Source organism: Cyclobacterium plantarum, assembly GCF_011290685.1.
GTDB lineage: Bacteria > Bacteroidota > Bacteroidia > Cytophagales > Cyclobacteriaceae > Cyclobacterium > Cyclobacterium plantarum.
The window spans coordinates 45,448-63,705 of record NZ_JAANYN010000010.1; the positions used below are offsets into that span (position 1 = coordinate 45,448).

Sequence of the window (18,258 nt, forward strand, 5' to 3'; positions counted from 1 at the left end):
AAATTGATGCCACAGATGGGAGAACAAAAAGTAAATACCGATAAAAAGGCCTCCGAGAGAAAAAAATTTCTCAAAAACCTGATTCATGATATCGAAGCGCTGGATCAAATGATCCGGCAAGGAATGATTGAAAAAGAGGTACAAAGGATAGGGGCAGAGCAGGAATTCGCCCTGATCAACAAGCATTACAAACCTTCGAAAAACGGCCCCTTAATCCTTGGGAAACTGGATAACAGTCACTTTACTTCGGAACTGGCCATGTACAACCTGGAGCTAAACCTTGATCCCCAGGAGCTGAAAGAAGGCTGTCTTTTCAAAATGGAAAAGCAACTGCGAAAATACCTTAAAAACGCTGAAGGGGTGGCATCCGGTTTTGGTGACTCCGTGATCCTTACAGGTATTTTGCCTTCCATAGACCTGAGATCGGGACAGATGGACTTCATGACGCCAAATCCCCGCTACCAGGCCCTGGATGAAATCATCAAACAATTGAGGGGTCAGGATTTTGAACTAAATATATCAGGAGTAGACGAGCTCATTTTGGCGCATACCAATATCCTCTTCGAAGCCTGCAATACCAGCTTTCAATGTCACCTGCAGGTAAGCGAAGAAGAATTTGTGGACCAATACAACTGGGCCCAAATGATTTCTGGTCCTGTGTTATCGGTTTGTACCAATTCCCCATTGCTGTTTGGCAGGGAATTGTGGTCCGAAACCAGAATACCCCTCTTTCAGCAGAGCATCGATATCCGTAGCAAAGGTTATCACCTGAAGGAAAGAGAACAAAGGGTATCCTTCGGAAATCAGTGGATCCGGGAAACCACGGAAATCTATAAAGAAAACATTGCCCGGTTTCCCCTGATCCTTACCCATAAGTCAACGGATAATTCCTTAAACGTGCTGGAAGAGGGAGGCATACCCAAATTGCAGGCATTACAGCTGCATAATGGTACAATCTGGCGGTGGAACAGGCCTTGCTACGGAACGACCGATGGACGCCCTCATTTAAGAATAGAAAACAGATACCTTCCTTCCGGACCCACCATCATAGACGAAATGGCCAATTTGGCACTCTGGGTGGGCCTGATGAAGGCCATGCCTAAACAATACAAGGGATCCTGGCAAAGGAAATCATTTGAAGATACCAAAGGTAATTTTTACCGGGCAGCTACTTCCGGTATATTCAGCAGTATGGTCTGGAATGGCCGGATGGTGCCTGTCCAAAAACTCATGCTTGACCAACTTCTGCCTTTGGCAAAAAAAGGGCTATCCGCAACAGGCATTCCTGAAGAAGAATCAAACAGATACCTGGATATCATTCAAAAAAGAATTAAATCAGGTCAAACAGGTAGCAGTTGGCTCATAAAAAGCTATCGGAATATCAAAAAACACATGAGCAGGGATGAAGCCATGGTCACCCTTACAGCAGCCATGCAACAGCGCAGGAAAGCGGATCAACCGGTAAGTGAGTGGCTGGCTGCAGCGTCAGCAGAACTGAAAGCCATCCCCATACAGTATGACTGGATCGGCAATATCATGACCACAAACCTCATTACTGTTCAGGAGGATGACCTGGTCACCCTGGTGGAAAAAATCATGGAATGGAATAACATCCATCACATTCCTGTAGAGGACAAACAAGGTAAATTAAAAGGTTTAATCACCACATCTACCCTTAAAAAGAACAGGGAAAAAATGGATGGAATGGAGATTGCGAGAGATATCATGATTAAGGATGTTATCACCACCGGTCCGGAAACCGACATCAAATATGCCATGCTATTAATGGTCAATAAAAAAATAAGCAGCCTGCCAGTGGTGGATGGGGACAGGCTTATCGGATTGGTAACCGATAAGGACGCCAAAGGAGTTTGGGAAAAGCTTTATCAGAAGAACAATGACTGAAACACTGCTGACGACAGATAACTCAAGGATCATTTTTGCCAACCATCAGGGAAGAACATTGCCTACACTGGTAATCATTGTGGGCATTCATGGCAATGAGCCTGCCTCTGTTAATGCGATGAAAACCCTTTTCCAGGATAAAAATCCTGGAAAATTTAAATTGGAGGGAAATATTTTTGTGCTCAAGGGAAACGCTGAAGCCCTGAAATCCCATCAAAGATATATTACCAAAGACCTCAACCGGATCTGGACCAGCGAAAATTTGAACCTTGTGCGAATGAAAGACCAGGAAGAGCCAGGTTTTAGCTATCCAGAACTTAAAGAACTTGCACTGTTGGACCAATTGATCAATTCCATAATAGCAGTTTATGGGGCCGGAAAAATTTTATTTACCGATCTCCATACTACTTCCTCGGAGAGTTGCGCCTTTTTACCTTTCAATGATACCCTCTCCAATCGCTCCATGGCCAAACATTTTCCCGTGCCTCTGGTGCTCGGAATAGAAGAATACCTCGAAGGACCTCTGATGAGTCATATCAATGATCTCGGCTATCCAGCTTTGGGTTTTGAAGCAGGGAAACATGACGATCCTCAAAGTGAAAGGAGACATGAAGCATTTATCAAACTTTGCATGGTCCATCTGGGGATAATCGACATGTCTTCCAATGATATCGAACGAGAGGAGATGTTTTTAAAAAATAAATTGGGAATAAAAAGCGGATTTTATGAAATATTATGCCGTTACCCGATAAGCCCGGACCAAAGGTTTGAAATGAAACCCGGTTTTTCAAATTTCAATCCCATAAAAAAAGGGCATGAACTGGCAAAAAACAATGGCCTTCCAGTAATTAGCCGGTACAGAGGCATGGTATTCCTTCCTTTGTACCAAAATAAGGGTCAGGACGGCTTTTTTATCGTGAAACCTGTTTCTTCATTCTGGCTTGGATTGTCCAAATGGCTCAGAAAAACCTTTTTGCCAGATTTGCTGCCTTTACTTCCCGGAGTATCCAAAGTAGCCCGTTCCGAAAACAGGTATTTGGTCAATCCGGCCATTGCACGCTGGCTTAATAAGGAAATTTTTCACTTATTGGGTTTTAGAATACGCTATAAAGCGCCCAAAAGCCATTGGGAAATCATTAAACGAGATTAATGTATATTCTCCTAATTTATTTTCCACCGACAAATTGCTCTGGGTTAAACCTTAGCGGTCAATTTGCAGTTTAGAATCTACATGCTTCATTATACCACATATTTTCTTGATAAAGATGCCCCCTGGGTAACTTTTGTGCATGGAGCGGGTGGCAGTAGTGCCATTTGGTTCAGGCAAATCCGGGATTTTAAAAAATCTTTCAACGTATTGCTGGTAGATTTACGTGGACACGGAAAATCCAAAAACCACGTTTATGAAAAGTTGAAGCAATATTCGTTTGACGTTATTGGCGACGAAGTCATTGAGGTGCTGGACCACCTGAGGATCATTCAATCTCATTTCGTTGGCATATCATTGGGAACCATCATTATCAGGGAGATTACAGAAAGGCATCCGGACAGGGTGAGCAGCATGATTTTGGCAGGAGCCATCATGAAATTGAATATCCGGGGTCAGATCCTGATGCGGCTGGGAATTTTGCTAAAGTCCGTCCTCCCTTATTTGCTGTTGTATAAATTGTTTGCCTTTATTATCATGCCTAAGAAGAACCACAAAGCATCCAGGAATCTTTTTGTGCAGGAGGCCAAAAAGCTTTATCAGAAAGAGTTTATCCGCTGGTTTACCCTGGCCGCAAAAGTCAATCCATTATTGGCATTTTTCAGAATCAAAGAAACCCCAATCCCCACGCTTTATGTCATGGGTGAGGAGGATTACATGTTTTTGCCCTCCATTACCAAACTGGTGAAAAACCACAGCTCTGCAAAACTGGAGGTTGTTCCTGCCTGCGGACATGTGGTCAATGTGGAAAAACCTGAAGCATTCAATCAAATTGCCCTGAATTTCCTTAAAGGATAGCCACTTGCACCTTAGCAATTTTTTAAAACCTTTCAGTAAGCCCTTGAAAAAAAACAATCTTTTTTCAAGAATTATTGGATATAACGTAGCTAATATACTGAAAAAGAGCCTATTGAATTTTACTAACGGAATTTTTTTCAGGGCCAAAAACAATATTATCAGTTTGAAATTTTTCCACAGCTAAAATAATGTATTTCAGAATAAATAAAATATTATGTACATTTTTACCATAATTTATTTGTTAAATTATTGGTTTTATAATTTTTTACGCACTAATTTTCGAATGTTAAAGAAATGAAGAACGGATAAGGAAGCTAAGGGAAGTTGGAAATCCGTAAGGGAAGTTGGTTATTTTTTAATGTAGGGTTTGTCCGGGGTCTTATGGCAACATAAGGCTCCGGCATTTTTTTTATATGATGAACTCGGTCAGAATGGCTATACCGGAGGCCAGCAAAATAATCAGCAACTTGTGCAAATTAAAGCGGTGTTGTGGGGAGCTTTCAAAGAAAATAATGGTAGAAATGTGAAGAAAGCCCCCGGCTACCAAACCAAACAAAATATTTAAGGTTCCCCTTCCGATCAGCTGCTGATCAAAAAGAAAATCGGTAGAAATCATTCCCAAAGGAGAGGCCAGGGCGAAAAGAACAAGCAGTGAAAGAACCCCTGGTTTATTCATCCGGGTCATCAATACCGCAACCAAAGCAAAAGCTTCCGGCATTTTATGTAGAATCATCCCAATCAAAAGGGTTTCACTGCCATGATGGTGCCCGGCAAGCATGGGTTGCTTGGAAAGCAAAGTACCTTCCAGAAAAGCATGCAAAAACAAACCGATCATCAGGGTCCATACGCTGTTGCCCATACCATGTCCGCTGTGGTCGTGGATATGTCCGTGCTCAATTCCTGATGACATAACGTCCAAAACCTGCTGCAGCAAAAATCCCAGCAGGATGTATAAACCCATATAATAGGCAGATTGCTGATCAGCAAATAGTTCCGGCAAAATATGCAATATGGTAATGGCAAATAGGTAGGCTCCCGCAAATATCAAGCCCAGCTTAAAACTCTTTTCCTTCCATTCCGGAATAATCAATGCCAATAAGCTCGCACCTAAGGCAGCAACAAAAAGTAAAATAAAATGCACCATAATGTAATCAGGGTTATTGGGATTATTCCTTATCCACAGCAGTAATATAAGGAATCAGGCCTTCACTTACAAAGGATTGCATCTGACCCCGGTCATTATTATAGATAAGAAATACTTCCAAACCATCCGTTGACGCATAAATTTCCTTGGCTTTTTCGATACCCAACACCATAAAAGCCGTAGCAAAGGCATCTGCGGTCATACAATCCTCAGCTACTACAGTAGCACTCAAAAGGGAATGTTCAACTGGATATCCGGTATATGGGCTGATGGTATGGGAATATTTTACGGAATCCTTAATGTAAAAATTTCGGTAATTCCCAGAGGTAGCCATACCCTTGTTGTCTAGCGCAAGGATACTGAAAAGTTCATTGGCCAGACCTTCCTCGTCCGGACGGGAAATGCCCACTTTCCACAATTCACCTTTGTCATTTACACCCTTGCTGACCAACTCTCCTCCCACCTCCACCAGGTAGTTCTGAACACCTTTATTGCTCAAATATTCTGCCAGCTTATCCACCCCGTACCCTTTGGCGATAGCACTAAGGTCCAGGTAAACATCCGTATTGGTCTTTCTAATGCTCTTTTGATCAAAAACCAACTGATCAAAACCCACCTGACGCAGAATCTGTTGCACTCCTGCACTGTCTTTGAAAGTAGCTCCTTCAGGGCCGAAACCCCATGCATTCACCAGGGGGCCTACCGTAGGGTCAAAAGCCCCATTGGTGGTTTCATATATGGCCTTACTTTTTTCCAATACCGGAAAAAAGTGGGGCGAATCAAAAATCAGGGAATCCACTCTGTTGAACCTGCTGATTTCAGACTCGGGGATATAGGTAGACAAAGCCTGGTTAATCTCGGCCAGCAATGCATCAATTTCCTCCTTAAAATCTCTTCTCCCTTCATCCAGGTAGACAATCCGGTAAGTGGTTCCCATGGTTGGACCTGAAATCACCATTTTTGGATCATCCTGTTTGGGTTGCTCCGGACTGTCTTTACTTTGTCGGTATAGGTAAACCATGAACACCACCAACAACAACAAAATGCTGTAAATGATATTTTTCTTGGCTGATTTTCGCATAAAACAAGGCTTGTTTTAATTTCCCGAAAGTTAATTCTTATTTTTTAATTGCTCATCGTTTTTACCCATTATCCTGATTTACAATTCCCCGGCAGGCTTATCTTTGGTCTGCAAAGCTGGGATGAATTTTCTATATTTGTACTTCTTAGGAAGATTATATGAGAGAAGATTATCTGCGTGGAGACCAGGAGGGCATGGCTCCCGGTGACAAGGAAATTGAAAAAGCGTTAAGGCCATTAAGCTTTGATGATTTCACTGGTCAGCAAAAGACCGTGGAGAACATAAAGATATTTGTGTTGGCGGCAAAAAAACGTGGGGAATCACTGGATCACGTATTGTTGCATGGCCCCCCTGGACTGGGGAAAACCACCCTCAGCCATATCATTGCCAATGAACTGGAATCCAGCCTGAAGATTACCTCCGGACCGGTACTGGACAAACCTTCAGACCTGGCAGGACTGCTCACCAATCTGGAGGATGGTGATGTGCTTTTCATTGATGAAATCCACCGTTTAAATCCAATTGTGGAAGAATACCTCTATTCGGCCATGGAAGATTTCCGTATTGACATCATGCTGGATTCAGGGCCCAATGCCCGCTCTGTGCAGATCAGCCTTAGCCCCTTTACCCTGGTGGGAGCCACCACAAGATCGGGACTGCTTACATCTCCCCTCAGGGCTCGTTTTGGCATCAATGCCAGACTGGAGTATTACGATGCGGAATTGCTTTGCACCATTGTCAAAAGATCAGCTTCCATACTTGGCACTCCGCTGGATGAAGAAGCCGCCTATGAAATTGCCAGAAGAAGCAGGGGCACACCAAGAATTGCAAATACGCTGCTCCGGAGAACACGGGACTTTGCAGAGATCAAAGGAGATGGACGCATCAATCTGGGCATCGCTAAAATTGCTCTGAATGCCCTGAATGTGGATGAAAATGGGCTTGATGAAATGGATAACCGTATTCTTCTGACGATTATCAAGAAGTTTAGCGGAGGTCCGGTAGGTCTTTCCACCATCGCCACAGCCTGTGGAGAAGAGGCAGAAACCATTGAAGAAGTCTATGAACCTTTCCTGATCCAGGAAGGCTATCTGAAAAGAACCAGCAGGGGAAGGACCGCCACTGAATTGGCCTACAAACACCTTAAACTGAAGCCGGATTTTGGGGGTCAATCCGGGAGTCTATTTGATTTATAGATTCGGACTGGAAGGACCCCATTTATTTTGATGATGCAACAACAGGAGAAAAACACACTTTTGATCAAAAACACTGCTCGTAATTTGGGTTTTGATTATTGCGGAATTGCCAAAGCGGAATACCTGGAAGAAGAAGCTCCAAAACTGGATGCCTGGCTGGCAAAAAATTACCATGGAAAAATGGCCTACATGGCCAATCATTTTGACAAAAGGCTGGATCCCAGAAAACTGGTGGATAATGCACAATCGGTGATCAGCCTGATGTACAATTACTATCCCCCAAAAAAGCTACCTGAAGGGAAAGAAGACCTGAAAATTGCCAAATATGCCTATGGCAAGGATTACCACTTTGTCGTCAAAGATAAACTCAAAAGCTTTCTGGAAATCCTCAGGGAGGAAATTGGTGAGATCAATGGCAGGGTTTTCGTAGATAGTGCACCTGTCATGGAAAGGCAGTGGGCCCAAAAAGCTGGCCTGGGCTGGACGGGCAAAAATAGCCTGCTTCTCAATAAAAACAGTGGAAGTTTTTTTTTCCTTGCAGAGTTGATCATCGACCTTCCACTTAAGTATGACAACCCCGTTACCAAAGACTATTGCGGCACCTGTACACGCTGTATCGATGCCTGCCCTACCGATGCCATTGTTCAGGACAACCTGGTGGATGCCTCCAAATGCATTTCCTACCTTACCATTGAATTGAAGGAAGAAATTCCCACTGAATTTAAGGGGGAAATGGAAAATTGGGCCTTCGGTTGTGACATATGTCAGGATGTTTGCCCCTGGAACCGCTTTTCAAGACCTCATCAGGAACCTGAATTTTTACCCACGCCAGAGCTGGAATCCCTGGAATGGCAGGAAATGACCAAAGAAACCTTTAACCGGGTTTTTAAAAAGTCGGCCTTAAAACGCAGCAAATGGGAAGGATTAAAGCGGAATATTCAATTTATCAGACAAACTTGATTCATAATGTGACCTTTGCTACTTAATGTAGGCTGGAATTTTCGTTTTTTTGATCTACTTTTTCACGCTGAATGCGGATTACAGTCAACTTTAAAAAAAATTAAACCCTTTCCTAAACAAAATAAGGCATAAAAGGCTTTTATAGGTTTAAATTATACGGTCTGCAAAATAAAAATTAAAGATAAAATTCATATAATTGTAAAATCCATTGAAATAATTAAAAAAAACAAAATTATGCCTTAAAATTTAAAAATTAGTAACCTAATCCTTAATCTAAACTTATTTCTATGACTAAAATTTACCAATTTTCATTGGTCATGATCTTGTCTACCCTTATTGTAGGGTGGAGTCATGCACAGTACAGTGTTTCGGGGGTTATCTCCGACGAACGGACGGGTGAACCCATGATAGGGGCCAGTATTCTGGTCAGCAACACCTCCAGAGGTACCGTTACCGACCTGGATGGAAAATTTAACCTGAATTTTGACAACAATGATCCCGCCAAATTGGTCATTTCATCCCTTGGCTACCTCAGTCAGACCATTGAGGTAGGACCAAACAACAACAGCAACCTGAATATCTCCCTGAAAGAAGATGCCACCAACCTTGAGGAAGTGGTGGTAACAGGCTTGGCTTCTTCTGTAAAAAGGTCAAACCTGGCCAATGCCGTCTCCTCGGTTTCTTCCAGGGAATTAACAGGAACTACCACCATACAGACCACAGATGGGGCACTTTATGGGAAAATTGCCGGTGCGAATATCCGGTCAAACGGCGGAGCGCCGGGAGGAGGACTTTCTATTCAGTTGAGGGGCATCTCCAGCCTTACAGGAGCTTCACAGCCTCTGATTATTTTGGATGGGGTTTATATCAACAATTCCTTTCAGCGAACTGGCCGTGCTACAGTAACCGGGGCCGGTGCTGAGAGCCAGGATGATGGATCCAACAGACTAGCTGATCTAAATCCGGCCGACATTGCGACTATCGAGGTGCTTAAAGGTCCTTCTGCTGCTGCCATCTATGGGACCAGGGCCAATGCCGGGGTAATTATCATCACCACTAAGCGGGGTGCTGAGGGAAAGACCAAAGTATCTCTTTCTCAGGATACCGGCTTTGCTCAACCCTTAAGGCTTTTGGGAGTAGATGGCTGGAGTGAGGAAAAAATCAATACATTTTTCCCTGAAAACAGGAGGCCCATTGAACTGGAACGCTTCAGGGGAGGGACCAGAATTGACTATGAGGATTACTTCTACAACAATACGGCCTTACTCAGCAATACCCGCCTAACGGTATCCGGGGGTAATGAAAAAACAAAATTTTACGTTTCCGGAAACATCAATTCAGAGGATGGCACTGTGAAAAACACCGGTTTTGACCGCTTTTCCGTCAGGGCCAATCTGGATCATAAAATCACCGACAAAATCAAATTGGGAGTCTCTTCCAATTACATCAAGTCTACTTCAGACAGGGGTTTTACAGGTAATCAGAATAATTCAGGTGCAAGTATCGGCTACAGCATTGCCTATATTCCAAATTATTTTGACATCCGACCTGATGAAAATGGAAATTACCCCACCAATCCCTATTTTAGTGAGAATCCGGCTGCAGTCACAGATAATGCGGAGAATAGATCAGATGTACAACGTTTTGTTCAGGCCTTTACACTGGACATCGACCTGTTCAGCAACAGCAACAGCTTCCTGAAAGCCAATGTGGCCGGTGGTCTTGATTTTCTTCAAAACTCAACATTGATTTATTTGCCGGAATCTCTTCAGTACCAGAGAGGACAAGCCAATCCGGGAGATGTTTTCTGGGGAAAGCAGGAAAGTTTCAATACCAATTTCCAGGCAGCCCTGGTATATAATTTCAATCTGGGTAGCGTCAATATGAACTCTCAGGCAGGTTTGGTCAGGCTGGATTTTAATAATAGTCAGCTATTCAACAGGGGACGGGGTCTGGTACCTGGTCAAACGAACCTGCAACAGGCCTCTGTACAGGAAATTGTAGAGCAGTTTACCAGTGAAGTACAGGAAGCGGGTATATTCCTTCAACAGGAAGCCAACTTTGAGGATAAAATTATCGGTACGGTAGGCGTGCGATGGGACAAATCCACCTTAAATGGTGATCCTTCCCAATTTTATGCCTTCCCAAGAGCTTCTGTAGCCTTTAATCTTGGGAATTTCGATTTCTGGAATTCCAGTTTCATGAATCAACTGAAACCCAGGATAGCCTATGGGGAAACGGCTGGACCTGTGGCCTTCGGAAATACTTTTTCCAGACTGGAGGGAGCCAATATAGGTGGGCTTTTGGGTTCGGTAGTAGGTACTCAGATTGGAAACACCCAAATCAAACCAGAAACAGCTACTGAACTGGAGTTTGGAGTGGACCTTGGGTTTTTAAACAACCGATTTGCTTTAGAGGCGACCTACTACATTAAAAATACCCAAAACAATATTCAGGACCTAAACCTTGCGCCATCTACAGGTGTAAATACCATACCCAGCAATGAGGCAGAACTTCAGAACAAGGGATTGGAATTGAGCCTTTCCGGAACTGTCGTAGATCAGGCCAACTTCAACTGGTTCTCAAGAATCATGTATTGGCAAAACAGGGTAAACATGACAAGATTGGGGATTCCACAATATACTCAAGGTGCTTTCGGTCCTGCTTTGGGAACTTTCTATTATGCGGAAGGCTTTGCGCCAACTACCATCGTGGGAACACCTGCAAATCCTGATCACCCCAGTGGGTTTACTGTTTGGGGAAATGCCCAACCCAAATTCAATACTTCCTTCTACAATACCATGAGAATTTACAACAATCTGGAATTGTCTTTCCTGGTGGAATGGAGACAAGGAGGTGAAAATATCAACCTGACCTCCTTTCTTTCAGATTCCGGTGGAACGACAAACGGATGGTTTGACGATGATAATGGAGATGGGATTCCCAATGGAAGACAACGACCACCGGAGCCCTACAACAACGCCGGAAGATGGGTGCAGGATGCCTCATTTGTAAAGGTAAGGGAAATCGGCCTGTACTATACCCTGCCCAAAGCCACTGTAACCAATACCTTTGGCAATGCCCTGGAAAGTATCCGTTTTGGTCTATCGGTTAACAACGCTTTCCTTTTCACCGACTATGAAGGATACGATCCGGAAACATCCACTTTTGGTGCCAGGTCTGTGGACAATAACGTAGACATTGCTCCTTATCCAACCCCAAGAAGGGTTTTCTTTCACGTAAATCTTGATTTTTAACCCCAAAACGATGAAAGTTATGAAAAAGATAAAATCATATATCGGATATACAGCAATAGCCGCACTATTTGTGGCGAGCTGTAACCCATTGCAATTGGATCAAATAGATGATCCGAACAACCCTTCGGTAGGAAGTGTAAGTGAAAATGCCAGCCGGTCCCAAATCCAATTTCTGGTGACAGGTCTGGAGTCCCGTCACAGGGACTATGTCACCAATGTATCCCGTGCCTGGAATACCTTTGGAAGAGAAATATGGTATTTGAATGGATCGGACCCCCGCTTTCAAACCGATTGGCTTGGACAGGCCGGCCGGGAACCTGACCGGATCTATTTTGGTTTTGGCACCACAGGAGGAGGATCCTGGGCAGATCCTTACCAGGCTATCCGGCAGGCAGAGGTACTGATTTCTGCTGTGGAAAACACTACTGTGCTGTCATCTGCAGAGCAAGCGGCACTTTCAGGTTTCGGGCGCATGATCCAGGGATATCAATTCATGATACCCGCAAATTTTGTATACGACAATGGTATCAGGATTGACGTGGAAGACCCTTTAAATCCTGGACCTTATGTCAGCTATGAGGAAGCCATGCAGCATTCCCGCTCCTTGCTGAACGAAGCGGATCAATTGTTTGCCTCAGCAAGTGGCGATTTTCCCTTTACGCTGACTCCGGGCTTTGATGGATATGCATCCATAGCTGCGCTACGGGAAGTAACCAATGCCATTCTGGCCAGAAACAATGCCTATCTGGAGGACTGGGAAGGTGTTTTGGCCGCCTTGAACAATTCCTTTATGGATCTGGAAGGTGATTTAGATGTAGGACCGGCTCACCCCTACAATGGTCCACCTGATGAATTTAATCCTTTATTTTACATCAGGGATGCGGCTATCAATACCATTATCGTGGTTCACCCTTCCGTGCTGGAAGATGCGACCGAAGGTGATGCCAGGGTAGCTGAAAAATTCTATGAGCGTGAAGATCCTGTCGTGGTTACAACGGATGCCACTCCCCTGGTAGGTACGCACCAGGACAACCGCTGGCCAAACAATACCACGCCTATTCCATTTATCAGAAATGAGGAATTGGTATTGCTAAAAGCTGAAGCCCATGCCCAACTGGGAGAATCAGACCTGGCTGTTGCTGCCATCAATGTGATCCGAAACGCAGCCGAAATAGGTGATTATACCGGTGGAACTGATCTGGAGAGCCTGATAGATGAAATACTGTATCAAAGAAGGTATTCCTTATGGGCAGAACCCTGGGGACATCGTTGGATTGACGCCAGAAGGTATGACCGTTTGGATGAGATCAATACTTCTTTTGACCAGGGATCCGTATTCAGGCAGTTTCCGCATCCACAATCAGAAGTGAATTGGGACATATATGTTGAAGATTGATGTCAATAAATAAGTGCTAATGGATAGAAAGCCATTTCTGATAATCAGAAATGGCTTTTTTTTGTTAGGGTGAGAAAGTATTATTATGAATTACCGGAATGGATGTAGCAAAAACCTTATCTATTGAAGTACCCTGAAAAGATAGGCCAGTGAAAATTCCAATTGGGTGAAGTTAATGTCAAATATCCTTTCTTGGGATTCCGGCCTTCCGAATTCATAGGAATAGCGGACTTCTCCCTGAAGGGTATGCTTGCCAAATAATTTAGACAATCCTACGCCGGCAGTCAGCCCATACATGATTTTTCTGGGTTGGTCAGCTGCCTGCCCATAGGTGGGTATTACCAACTCACCTTCCACTACCCTGTTTACATCCCTGGCTTCAAGCAAATATCCCAAATGTGGTCCAAGCTTGATGTGAAACCTCCCCGAATTCCCCAAATAAAAATTAGATAAAATCGGGATTTTCAGGTAATCAAATTGGGTTTCATTTCCCATGTTGATGGTATCCGTGGCAGCATAACCTGTTGTCAGGAATTGGAATTCAATCTGGGCTCCCGCATTTTTTTCAAAAAATTGTTCAATGACCAGACTGTAGGAAGGAGCGGAAATTCCGGTCACACTTCTTGGAAAACTGCCCAAAGTAACCCTATAGGAGGCACTGGAGCTGGTATATCCCGCTTTTATCCCTACACTGGTTTGGGCACTGAGCCCGCTGCAGGACAAAAAAATAATACAAAATAGAAACCCCCAGATTTTCATAGAAAAAAAGAAAAATAGTTTTCGTTTTTTAACCTTCCTTTTTTTCCTCTTTTCCTTCCTCTCTATCCCTCAATTTTTTATCATCAACATTTTTATTAAGGAATTCATTGATCTTGTCAATAGAAAATGAACTGGAAATTTCACCAAAAGAATTGATATTCATATTGAATCCCTCCAATTCTTCATTCACCCTTGGTGTCTCTTTCTTTTTTGTCTTTTTAGCCATAACACTGTTCGTTTAATCATGATTTCATCATCGCCACAATAACCATTAGCTGGCTACTATATTGTCTAACGCAAAATCAATTCTTTTGATCAGTTCTTCTTTGCCTAATATCTCAAAAATCTGCATCAGATCAGGTCCTGCACCAACTCCGGTAATCGCCAGCCTTACAGCTTGCATCACCTTTCCCAATTTAATACCTTCAGCGGCAGCGGCTTCTCCCAGCATTTCTCTGGCCAGATCGGCTGTTAACACTGCATCAATTGCTGCCAACTTAACGCTAAAAGCTGTCAATACCTTAATGGCATCCTGGTTCCATTTTTTGGCAGCCACCTGCTCATCAAATTTTTTGGGTGCAAATACCATAAACCTCCCCTCCTGCCATAAATCTGAAGGAAAAGTAGCCCTTTCTTTCATTACAGCGACGATTTTCTCTGCTTTTTCCTGGGAAACGGAAATATTTTCTTTTTTCAGATCTGCCAACAGGTATTCAGCTAAAACTTTATCGCTCTTATTTCTCAGGTATTGCTCGTTGTACCATTTGGCTTTATTGATATCAAATTTGGTCCCGGATTTTCCAATTCTTTCAATGGAAAACGCTTCAACCAGCTCGTCCAAAGTAAAAAGCTCCCGTTGATCTCCCGGGTTCCAGCCCAAAAATGCAAGGAAATTAAGGAAAGCTTCCGGAAGGTAACCGGATTCTCTAAACCCATCTACCAATTCTCCCGAAATGGGATCGGTCCAGTTTAACGGAAAAATAGGAAAACCGTGCTTTTCTGCATCCCGCTTGGAAAGTTTACCGTTCCCGTCAGGTTTTAACAAAAGGGGCAGGTGAGCAAACTGGGGCATGCTGTCCTCCCATCCAAGATATTTGTATAAAAGCACGTGAAGGGGTGCCGAGGGCAACCATTCCTCGCCCCGGATCACATGGGTAATGCCCATCAGGTGATCATCCACTATGTTGGCCAGATGGTAAGTGGGCATACCGTCTGACTTCATCAACACCTTGTCATCCAATGAATTGGAATGTACCATCACCCATCCTCTGACCATATCGTTTAGCCGAACTTCCTCTTTTCGGGGTATCTTGATTCGAATCACATAGGGATCTCCGGAATCAAGCCTTGCTTTCACCTCATCTGCGGGTAAGGTGAGTGAATTCTTCATTTGCGTACGGGTAATGGAATTGTATTGGGGAGAAACCACCCTGGCCGCAGTCAGGCGTTGCCGCATGGCTTCCAGCTCCTCTGAAGTATCAAAGGCATAATAGGCATGACCCTGCTCCAAAAGATACCTGGCGTATTCCATGTACATGGGCTTTCGCTCGGACTGCCTGTAAGGACCACAATCACCTGGATTCCAAGGGCTTTCGTCCGGGGTAATTCCGATCCAATCCAAAGAACTTTTGATGTAAGCCTCCGCTCCGGGTACAAAACGGTTTTGATCTGTATCTTCGATTCTCAACAAAAACTTTCCACCCTTCTTGCGGGCAAAAAGGTAATTGTACAAAGCAGTTCTTACACCACCAATATGTAAAGCTCCCGTAGGGGAAGGGGCAAATCTTACGCGTACTTCTTTACTCATAAATAGGCATCAATTTCATTTAAGAGGGCAAAGATAAGCAATAAATAAGGAATTCGATGGTTTCCGGGACAAAGTCTTGGGCTTTTTAAGGCAAACCAAACGGGCCTGAATGCTGTTAAATATACCTGATGGTAAATGGTTCCCCAGCTAATAAAGACCAAATGGGTCAGGAAATGTTCCGGCTACTGAAAATATTCGGTCTGGCTTCCCTGGGATTGGTACTCCTGCTCTCTTTTTTTAACGAACGCAGGGCCAATAACACAGGAGAAGACCCCACATTCAGACTTAGTGATGCCGGCATGCTTTTTTTTAAAAATATACGGAGAATCGACTATGCCAAGAGGGGAATGGCTGAAGCCAATATCGACATCTATACCCATAAGGGTTTTGAAATAGACAGTAGTAAAAATGCCCTGATCCTGGAAATAATCGTCCACAAAAATAAAAATGCTGCCTCTCTATATCTGCTGCAACAGGGACAACTTGAAACGCAGCAACCCCTAATACTAAAATCAGTAACAAAGGAAAAAGTTAACGATAAGTTGGAAATTACTCCGGGCAACCGCTACGAACACCTGAATAAGGCAAAAAAATTATTTAATTGGCTGAGTAGCGAAATGATTACTATTGAGGCCAAAGTAAATGGGGCTTGGATCCCCATTCTGGAGGAGAAAAAAGAAAAGGAGGCATTTGTAAATACCTACGAGGACTTTCTCAAAATCACATCCGCTCAATAACCTTTATAAGAGAAAAATAAAGTAATAAATAATAACCGATGAAACAGCAGGCTACGATTCAATCTCCAGTTTATTACCCTTAAATTAAAATAATAAAACCTATATTGTCAGAGGTACCCGATAAAAATAGGTTTTAAATCCGATTGCACCCAAAATAATGCTGCCATGGAACTCAAAAGAATCGATACAATTTGGCATTTTTTTGCTACCCAGAACCATGTATTTCTAAAAAAGCAAGTTGAACAGGAAGTTCTTTATTCATTCACCAAAAACAATATCAAACTGATTCATTCCTTTAATCCCAAATTTACCGGGCAATCAAGCCTCAGTTTGGGGCCAGCCGATTTTGAAATGGCTGTTAAGACCTATGCTGCAGGTCAAAAGAAATTCGGAATCCCCTCTCCAATAATTAAAGTCCACCAAAAACTGTTTTTTCCGAGAGAATTACTCAAACTGACCGCTAACTTTACCCTTTACGTGGAAAAAGACAGGTTCAACCATTTTAGGGTGACACTGGAGGGTTTTATTCCCAGAACCATCCGGCAGACCTATCAACCCATCAATTTTATCAGCGAAACACTCTGGAAATTCAGGTATTTTTCCGAAACCATAAAAAATTAAATTCAACCAAACTTTTTTCAAGTCTATCTGATTGATAATTGTATGAAATCGACACGATTAAAATCATCATTAAACTCACAGGGCAATGATTATTTTAATCGTCAAAGATTCCACCCCGATAAATCGGGGCAAGTTATGACATCTAAGAAACAATTATTAACATATGAAAAAACAACCGGTAACGGAGACCTTTCCAAAATTCACCATGCCCCACAGAGGGCTATTGCTGCTTTCCGGAATATATGCGATCCTTTGGGGAGCTTTTTTCAGGTGGTTTGGCCCTGCTGTTCTGGGCTGGTTATCCATGGAAAATAGCTTTTCAGGTGGAACAGACACCTTGTTTTATGGAAGCATTGGCATGGTAACTGGGTTATTGCTGTTCTTATCTGCCTTTTATCCTATCAGCTGGATTTACCTGATTGGCATGGGTATCCTGGGAAAAATAGTTTCTCTGATAAGTTTTCTGGGCCTTTACATGGGAAGTTTAGAATGGAATAAGCGGGTTGCCTTTCATTTGCTTTTCAATGAAGGCATTTGGTTAGTTCCTCTGGCCATAATCCTCTGGAGAGCCCTGAAAGTAAAAAAGTTTTTAAAAACACAACCCTGATCGGCAGGTTAAGTAAAAAGGATTAATCCACAAGGCAATCTTACCCCATTTTGTTGCTTGTGGATCACCGCACGAAAATAAACAACCCCAATCCCTTTTTGAGAGATTGGGGTGATTTTTATTAAGTCAAAATGATTAGTAAAATCAGAATGACAATCAGGGCACCAGCGGAGATGTAAACACCACCTCCCAGCGCTTTTGCCTCTTTGTTGATTTCCCTCAGTTCGTTGCGGATCTCCTTTCGCTCTTCCTTGTCCATGGCCTTAAAATCCATGGCCTTTATTTCCAAAACCCGTTCATCCAATTGTTCTAAACGTGCCTGCTCTTCAGGACTGGGTTCTTTTTCTGCCGGTTTTTCTTTTGCCATGGCCGCAGGCGCAATGGCTGTCAATAACATCAGCATGGATAAAAAGTATGCGATCTTTTTCATAAGGATTAGAATTTAAGGTTAAACATATTGTTAAATTACTTCAAAATAAAGGTCAGAATTCAAACTGATAATTTCCCGAAATATACCAATAATCTTACCAAAAAATGGAAAAGGAAAGGAATCCAGGAAAAATAACCGACATAGGTACTTTCCTTGTACCTGAAAAATGGGTTCTTTCAATTGAAAAAAATATACACGTTCAAGGAGGTATACCTATAGGGATTTCTGCAATTTTCAAGCATGACTCTGGAAAATTACAGGAGAGATAATTAGACAATTATATTACTTTTAATTTTGATTTATTAATTTTAATTTCTACCTTATATTGTATTTTGCTACTTTTGCAATTAAAG

The 18,258-nt window shown here is 42.9% G+C and carries 17 protein-coding genes; 11 read left to right on the plus strand and 6 right to left on the minus strand.

Features of this window, described 5'->3' with window-relative positions; genetic code table 11:
• The first annotated feature begins 15 nt into the window (after positions 1-15).
• The 3 genes from G9Q97_RS19690 to G9Q97_RS19700 all read left to right on the plus strand — a co-directional run bounded on the left by G9Q97_RS19690 (position 16) and on the right by G9Q97_RS19700 (position 3,910).
• Positions 16-1,905 (plus strand): CBS domain-containing protein, encoded by a 1,890-nt coding sequence (locus tag G9Q97_RS19690; protein WP_166150013.1) that lies wholly within the window; start codon positions 16-18, stop codon positions 1,903-1,905.
• Positions 1,898-3,055, plus strand: a complete 1,158-nt coding sequence (locus tag G9Q97_RS19695; protein WP_166150015.1) for a succinylglutamate desuccinylase/aspartoacylase family protein — start codon at positions 1,898-1,900, stop codon at positions 3,053-3,055. Before G9Q97_RS19690 ends, G9Q97_RS19695 begins: the two co-directional genes overlap by 8 nt.
• Before the next feature lie 63 nt (positions 3,056-3,118).
• The gene (locus tag G9Q97_RS19700; protein WP_317168785.1) at positions 3,119-3,910 is read left to right on the plus strand and encodes an alpha/beta fold hydrolase; all 792 of its coding nucleotides are present in this window, start codon (positions 3,119-3,121) and stop codon (positions 3,908-3,910) included.
• 409 nt (positions 3,911-4,319) lie between these two features.
• Here the strand turns inward: G9Q97_RS19700 and G9Q97_RS19705 are convergent, their stop codons facing one another.
• A complete protein-coding gene (locus G9Q97_RS19705; RefSeq protein ID WP_166150017.1) occupies positions 4,320-5,054 on the minus strand; it encodes a ZIP family metal transporter in 735 nt (244 codons plus the stop codon).
• Between the two features lie 22 nt (positions 5,055-5,076).
• Positions 5,077-6,135: an FAD:protein FMN transferase gene (locus G9Q97_RS19710; RefSeq protein ID WP_166150019.1), complete on the minus strand. Its 1,059-nt coding sequence runs from the start codon at positions 6,133-6,135 to the stop codon at positions 5,077-5,079.
• A 158-nt stretch (positions 6,136-6,293) separates the two neighbouring features.
• Between G9Q97_RS19710 and ruvB the strand changes: the two genes are divergently transcribed.
• From ruvB to G9Q97_RS19730, 4 genes are all read left to right on the plus strand, one after another.
• On the plus strand, positions 6,294-7,331 hold the full coding sequence (ruvB, locus tag G9Q97_RS19715; RefSeq protein WP_166150021.1) for a Holliday junction branch migration DNA helicase RuvB: 1,038 nt from the start codon (positions 6,294-6,296) through the stop codon (positions 7,329-7,331).
• A 30-nt stretch (positions 7,332-7,361) separates the two neighbouring features.
• Positions 7,362-8,291: a tRNA epoxyqueuosine(34) reductase QueG gene (queG, locus tag G9Q97_RS19720; protein ID WP_222852036.1), complete on the plus strand. Its 930-nt coding sequence runs from the start codon at positions 7,362-7,364 to the stop codon at positions 8,289-8,291.
• Between the two features lie 287 nt (positions 8,292-8,578).
• Complete coding sequence (locus tag G9Q97_RS19725) at positions 8,579-11,548, plus strand: SusC/RagA family TonB-linked outer membrane protein (protein ID WP_166150023.1); 2,970 nt, start codon at positions 8,579-8,581, stop codon at positions 11,546-11,548.
• Positions 11,549-11,567: 19 nt separating this feature from the next.
• The gene (locus tag G9Q97_RS19730; protein ID WP_166150024.1) at positions 11,568-12,944 is read left to right on the plus strand and encodes a RagB/SusD family nutrient uptake outer membrane protein; all 1,377 of its coding nucleotides are present in this window, start codon (positions 11,568-11,570) and stop codon (positions 12,942-12,944) included.
• 120 nt (positions 12,945-13,064) lie between these two features.
• Here G9Q97_RS19730 and G9Q97_RS19735 read toward each other — a convergent pair whose 3' ends face one another.
• The 3 genes from G9Q97_RS19735 to gltX are packed head-to-tail and all read right to left on the minus strand — an operon-like array spanning position 13,065 to position 15,510.
• Entirely contained in the window at positions 13,065-13,703 is a 639-nt protein-coding gene (locus G9Q97_RS19735) for a porin family protein (protein ID WP_166150026.1), read from the minus strand.
• Positions 13,704-13,731: 28 nt separating this feature from the next.
• Positions 13,732-13,929, minus strand: coding sequence for a hypothetical protein (locus G9Q97_RS19740; RefSeq protein ID WP_166150028.1), 198 nt, complete (start codon positions 13,927-13,929; stop codon positions 13,732-13,734).
• 45 nt (positions 13,930-13,974) lie between these two features.
• Positions 13,975-15,510 (minus strand): glutamate--tRNA ligase, encoded by a 1,536-nt coding sequence (gene gltX / locus G9Q97_RS19745; RefSeq protein ID WP_166150030.1) that lies wholly within the window; start codon positions 15,508-15,510, stop codon positions 13,975-13,977.
• Between the two features lie 128 nt (positions 15,511-15,638).
• Between gltX and G9Q97_RS19750 the strand changes: the two genes are divergently transcribed.
• From G9Q97_RS19750 to G9Q97_RS19760, 3 genes are all read left to right on the plus strand, one after another.
• A complete protein-coding gene (locus tag G9Q97_RS19750; RefSeq protein ID WP_166150032.1) occupies positions 15,639-16,247 on the plus strand; it encodes a hypothetical protein in 609 nt (202 codons plus the stop codon).
• A 165-nt stretch (positions 16,248-16,412) separates the two neighbouring features.
• Positions 16,413-16,868 (plus strand): hypothetical protein, encoded by a 456-nt coding sequence (locus G9Q97_RS19755; RefSeq protein ID WP_166150034.1) that lies wholly within the window; start codon positions 16,413-16,415, stop codon positions 16,866-16,868.
• 163 nt (positions 16,869-17,031) lie between these two features.
• On the plus strand, positions 17,032-17,475 hold the full coding sequence (locus tag G9Q97_RS19760) for a hypothetical protein (RefSeq protein ID WP_166150036.1): 444 nt from the start codon (positions 17,032-17,034) through the stop codon (positions 17,473-17,475).
• 121 nt (positions 17,476-17,596) lie between these two features.
• Here the strand turns inward: G9Q97_RS19760 and G9Q97_RS19765 are convergent, their stop codons facing one another.
• Positions 17,597-17,905 (minus strand): hypothetical protein, encoded by a 309-nt coding sequence (locus tag G9Q97_RS19765; protein WP_166150038.1) that lies wholly within the window; start codon positions 17,903-17,905, stop codon positions 17,597-17,599.
• 104 nt (positions 17,906-18,009) lie between these two features.
• Here G9Q97_RS19765 and G9Q97_RS19770 point away from each other — a divergent pair, with 104 nt between their 5' ends.
• Positions 18,010-18,174, plus strand: coding sequence for a hypothetical protein (locus G9Q97_RS19770; protein ID WP_166150040.1), 165 nt, complete (start codon positions 18,010-18,012; stop codon positions 18,172-18,174).
• Positions 18,175-18,258 lie beyond the last annotated feature (84 nt).

What these genes read in the sequence shown, in the direction of transcription:
- G9Q97_RS19690 (WP_166150013.1), top strand. Translation starts at nt 16, where the DNA reads ATGGGAGAACAAAAAGTAAATACCGATAAAAAGGCCTCCGAGAGAAAA.
- G9Q97_RS19695 (WP_166150015.1), top strand. Translation starts at nt 1,898, where the DNA reads ATGACTGAAACACTGCTGACGACAGATAACTCAAGGATCATTTTTGCC.
- G9Q97_RS19705 (WP_166150017.1), bottom strand. Translation starts at nt 5,054, where the DNA reads ATGGTGCATTTTATTTTACTTTTTGTTGCTGCCTTAGGTGCGAGCTTA.
- G9Q97_RS19710 (WP_166150019.1), bottom strand. Translation starts at nt 6,135, where the DNA reads ATGCGAAAATCAGCCAAGAAAAATATCATTTACAGCATTTTGTTGTTG.
- ruvB (WP_166150021.1), top strand. Translation starts at nt 6,294, where the DNA reads ATGAGAGAAGATTATCTGCGTGGAGACCAGGAGGGCATGGCTCCCGGT.
- queG (WP_222852036.1), top strand. Translation starts at nt 7,362, where the DNA reads ATGATGCAACAACAGGAGAAAAACACACTTTTGATCAAAAACACTGCT.
- G9Q97_RS19725 (WP_166150023.1), top strand. Translation starts at nt 8,579, where the DNA reads ATGACTAAAATTTACCAATTTTCATTGGTCATGATCTTGTCTACCCTT.
- G9Q97_RS19730 (WP_166150024.1), top strand. Translation starts at nt 11,568, where the DNA reads ATGAAAAAGATAAAATCATATATCGGATATACAGCAATAGCCGCACTA.
- G9Q97_RS19735 (WP_166150026.1), bottom strand. Translation starts at nt 13,703, where the DNA reads ATGAAAATCTGGGGGTTTCTATTTTGTATTATTTTTTTGTCCTGCAGC.
- G9Q97_RS19740 (WP_166150028.1), bottom strand. Translation starts at nt 13,929, where the DNA reads ATGGCTAAAAAGACAAAAAAGAAAGAGACACCAAGGGTGAATGAAGAA.
- gltX (WP_166150030.1), bottom strand. Translation starts at nt 15,510, where the DNA reads ATGAGTAAAGAAGTACGCGTAAGATTTGCCCCTTCCCCTACGGGAGCT.
- G9Q97_RS19750 (WP_166150032.1), top strand. Translation starts at nt 15,639, where the DNA reads ATGGTAAATGGTTCCCCAGCTAATAAAGACCAAATGGGTCAGGAAATG.
- G9Q97_RS19755 (WP_166150034.1), top strand. Translation starts at nt 16,413, where the DNA reads ATGGAACTCAAAAGAATCGATACAATTTGGCATTTTTTTGCTACCCAG.
- G9Q97_RS19760 (WP_166150036.1), top strand. Translation starts at nt 17,032, where the DNA reads ATGAAAAAACAACCGGTAACGGAGACCTTTCCAAAATTCACCATGCCC.
- G9Q97_RS19765 (WP_166150038.1), bottom strand. Translation starts at nt 17,905, where the DNA reads ATGAAAAAGATCGCATACTTTTTATCCATGCTGATGTTATTGACAGCC.
- G9Q97_RS19770 (WP_166150040.1), top strand. Translation starts at nt 18,010, where the DNA reads ATGGAAAAGGAAAGGAATCCAGGAAAAATAACCGACATAGGTACTTTC.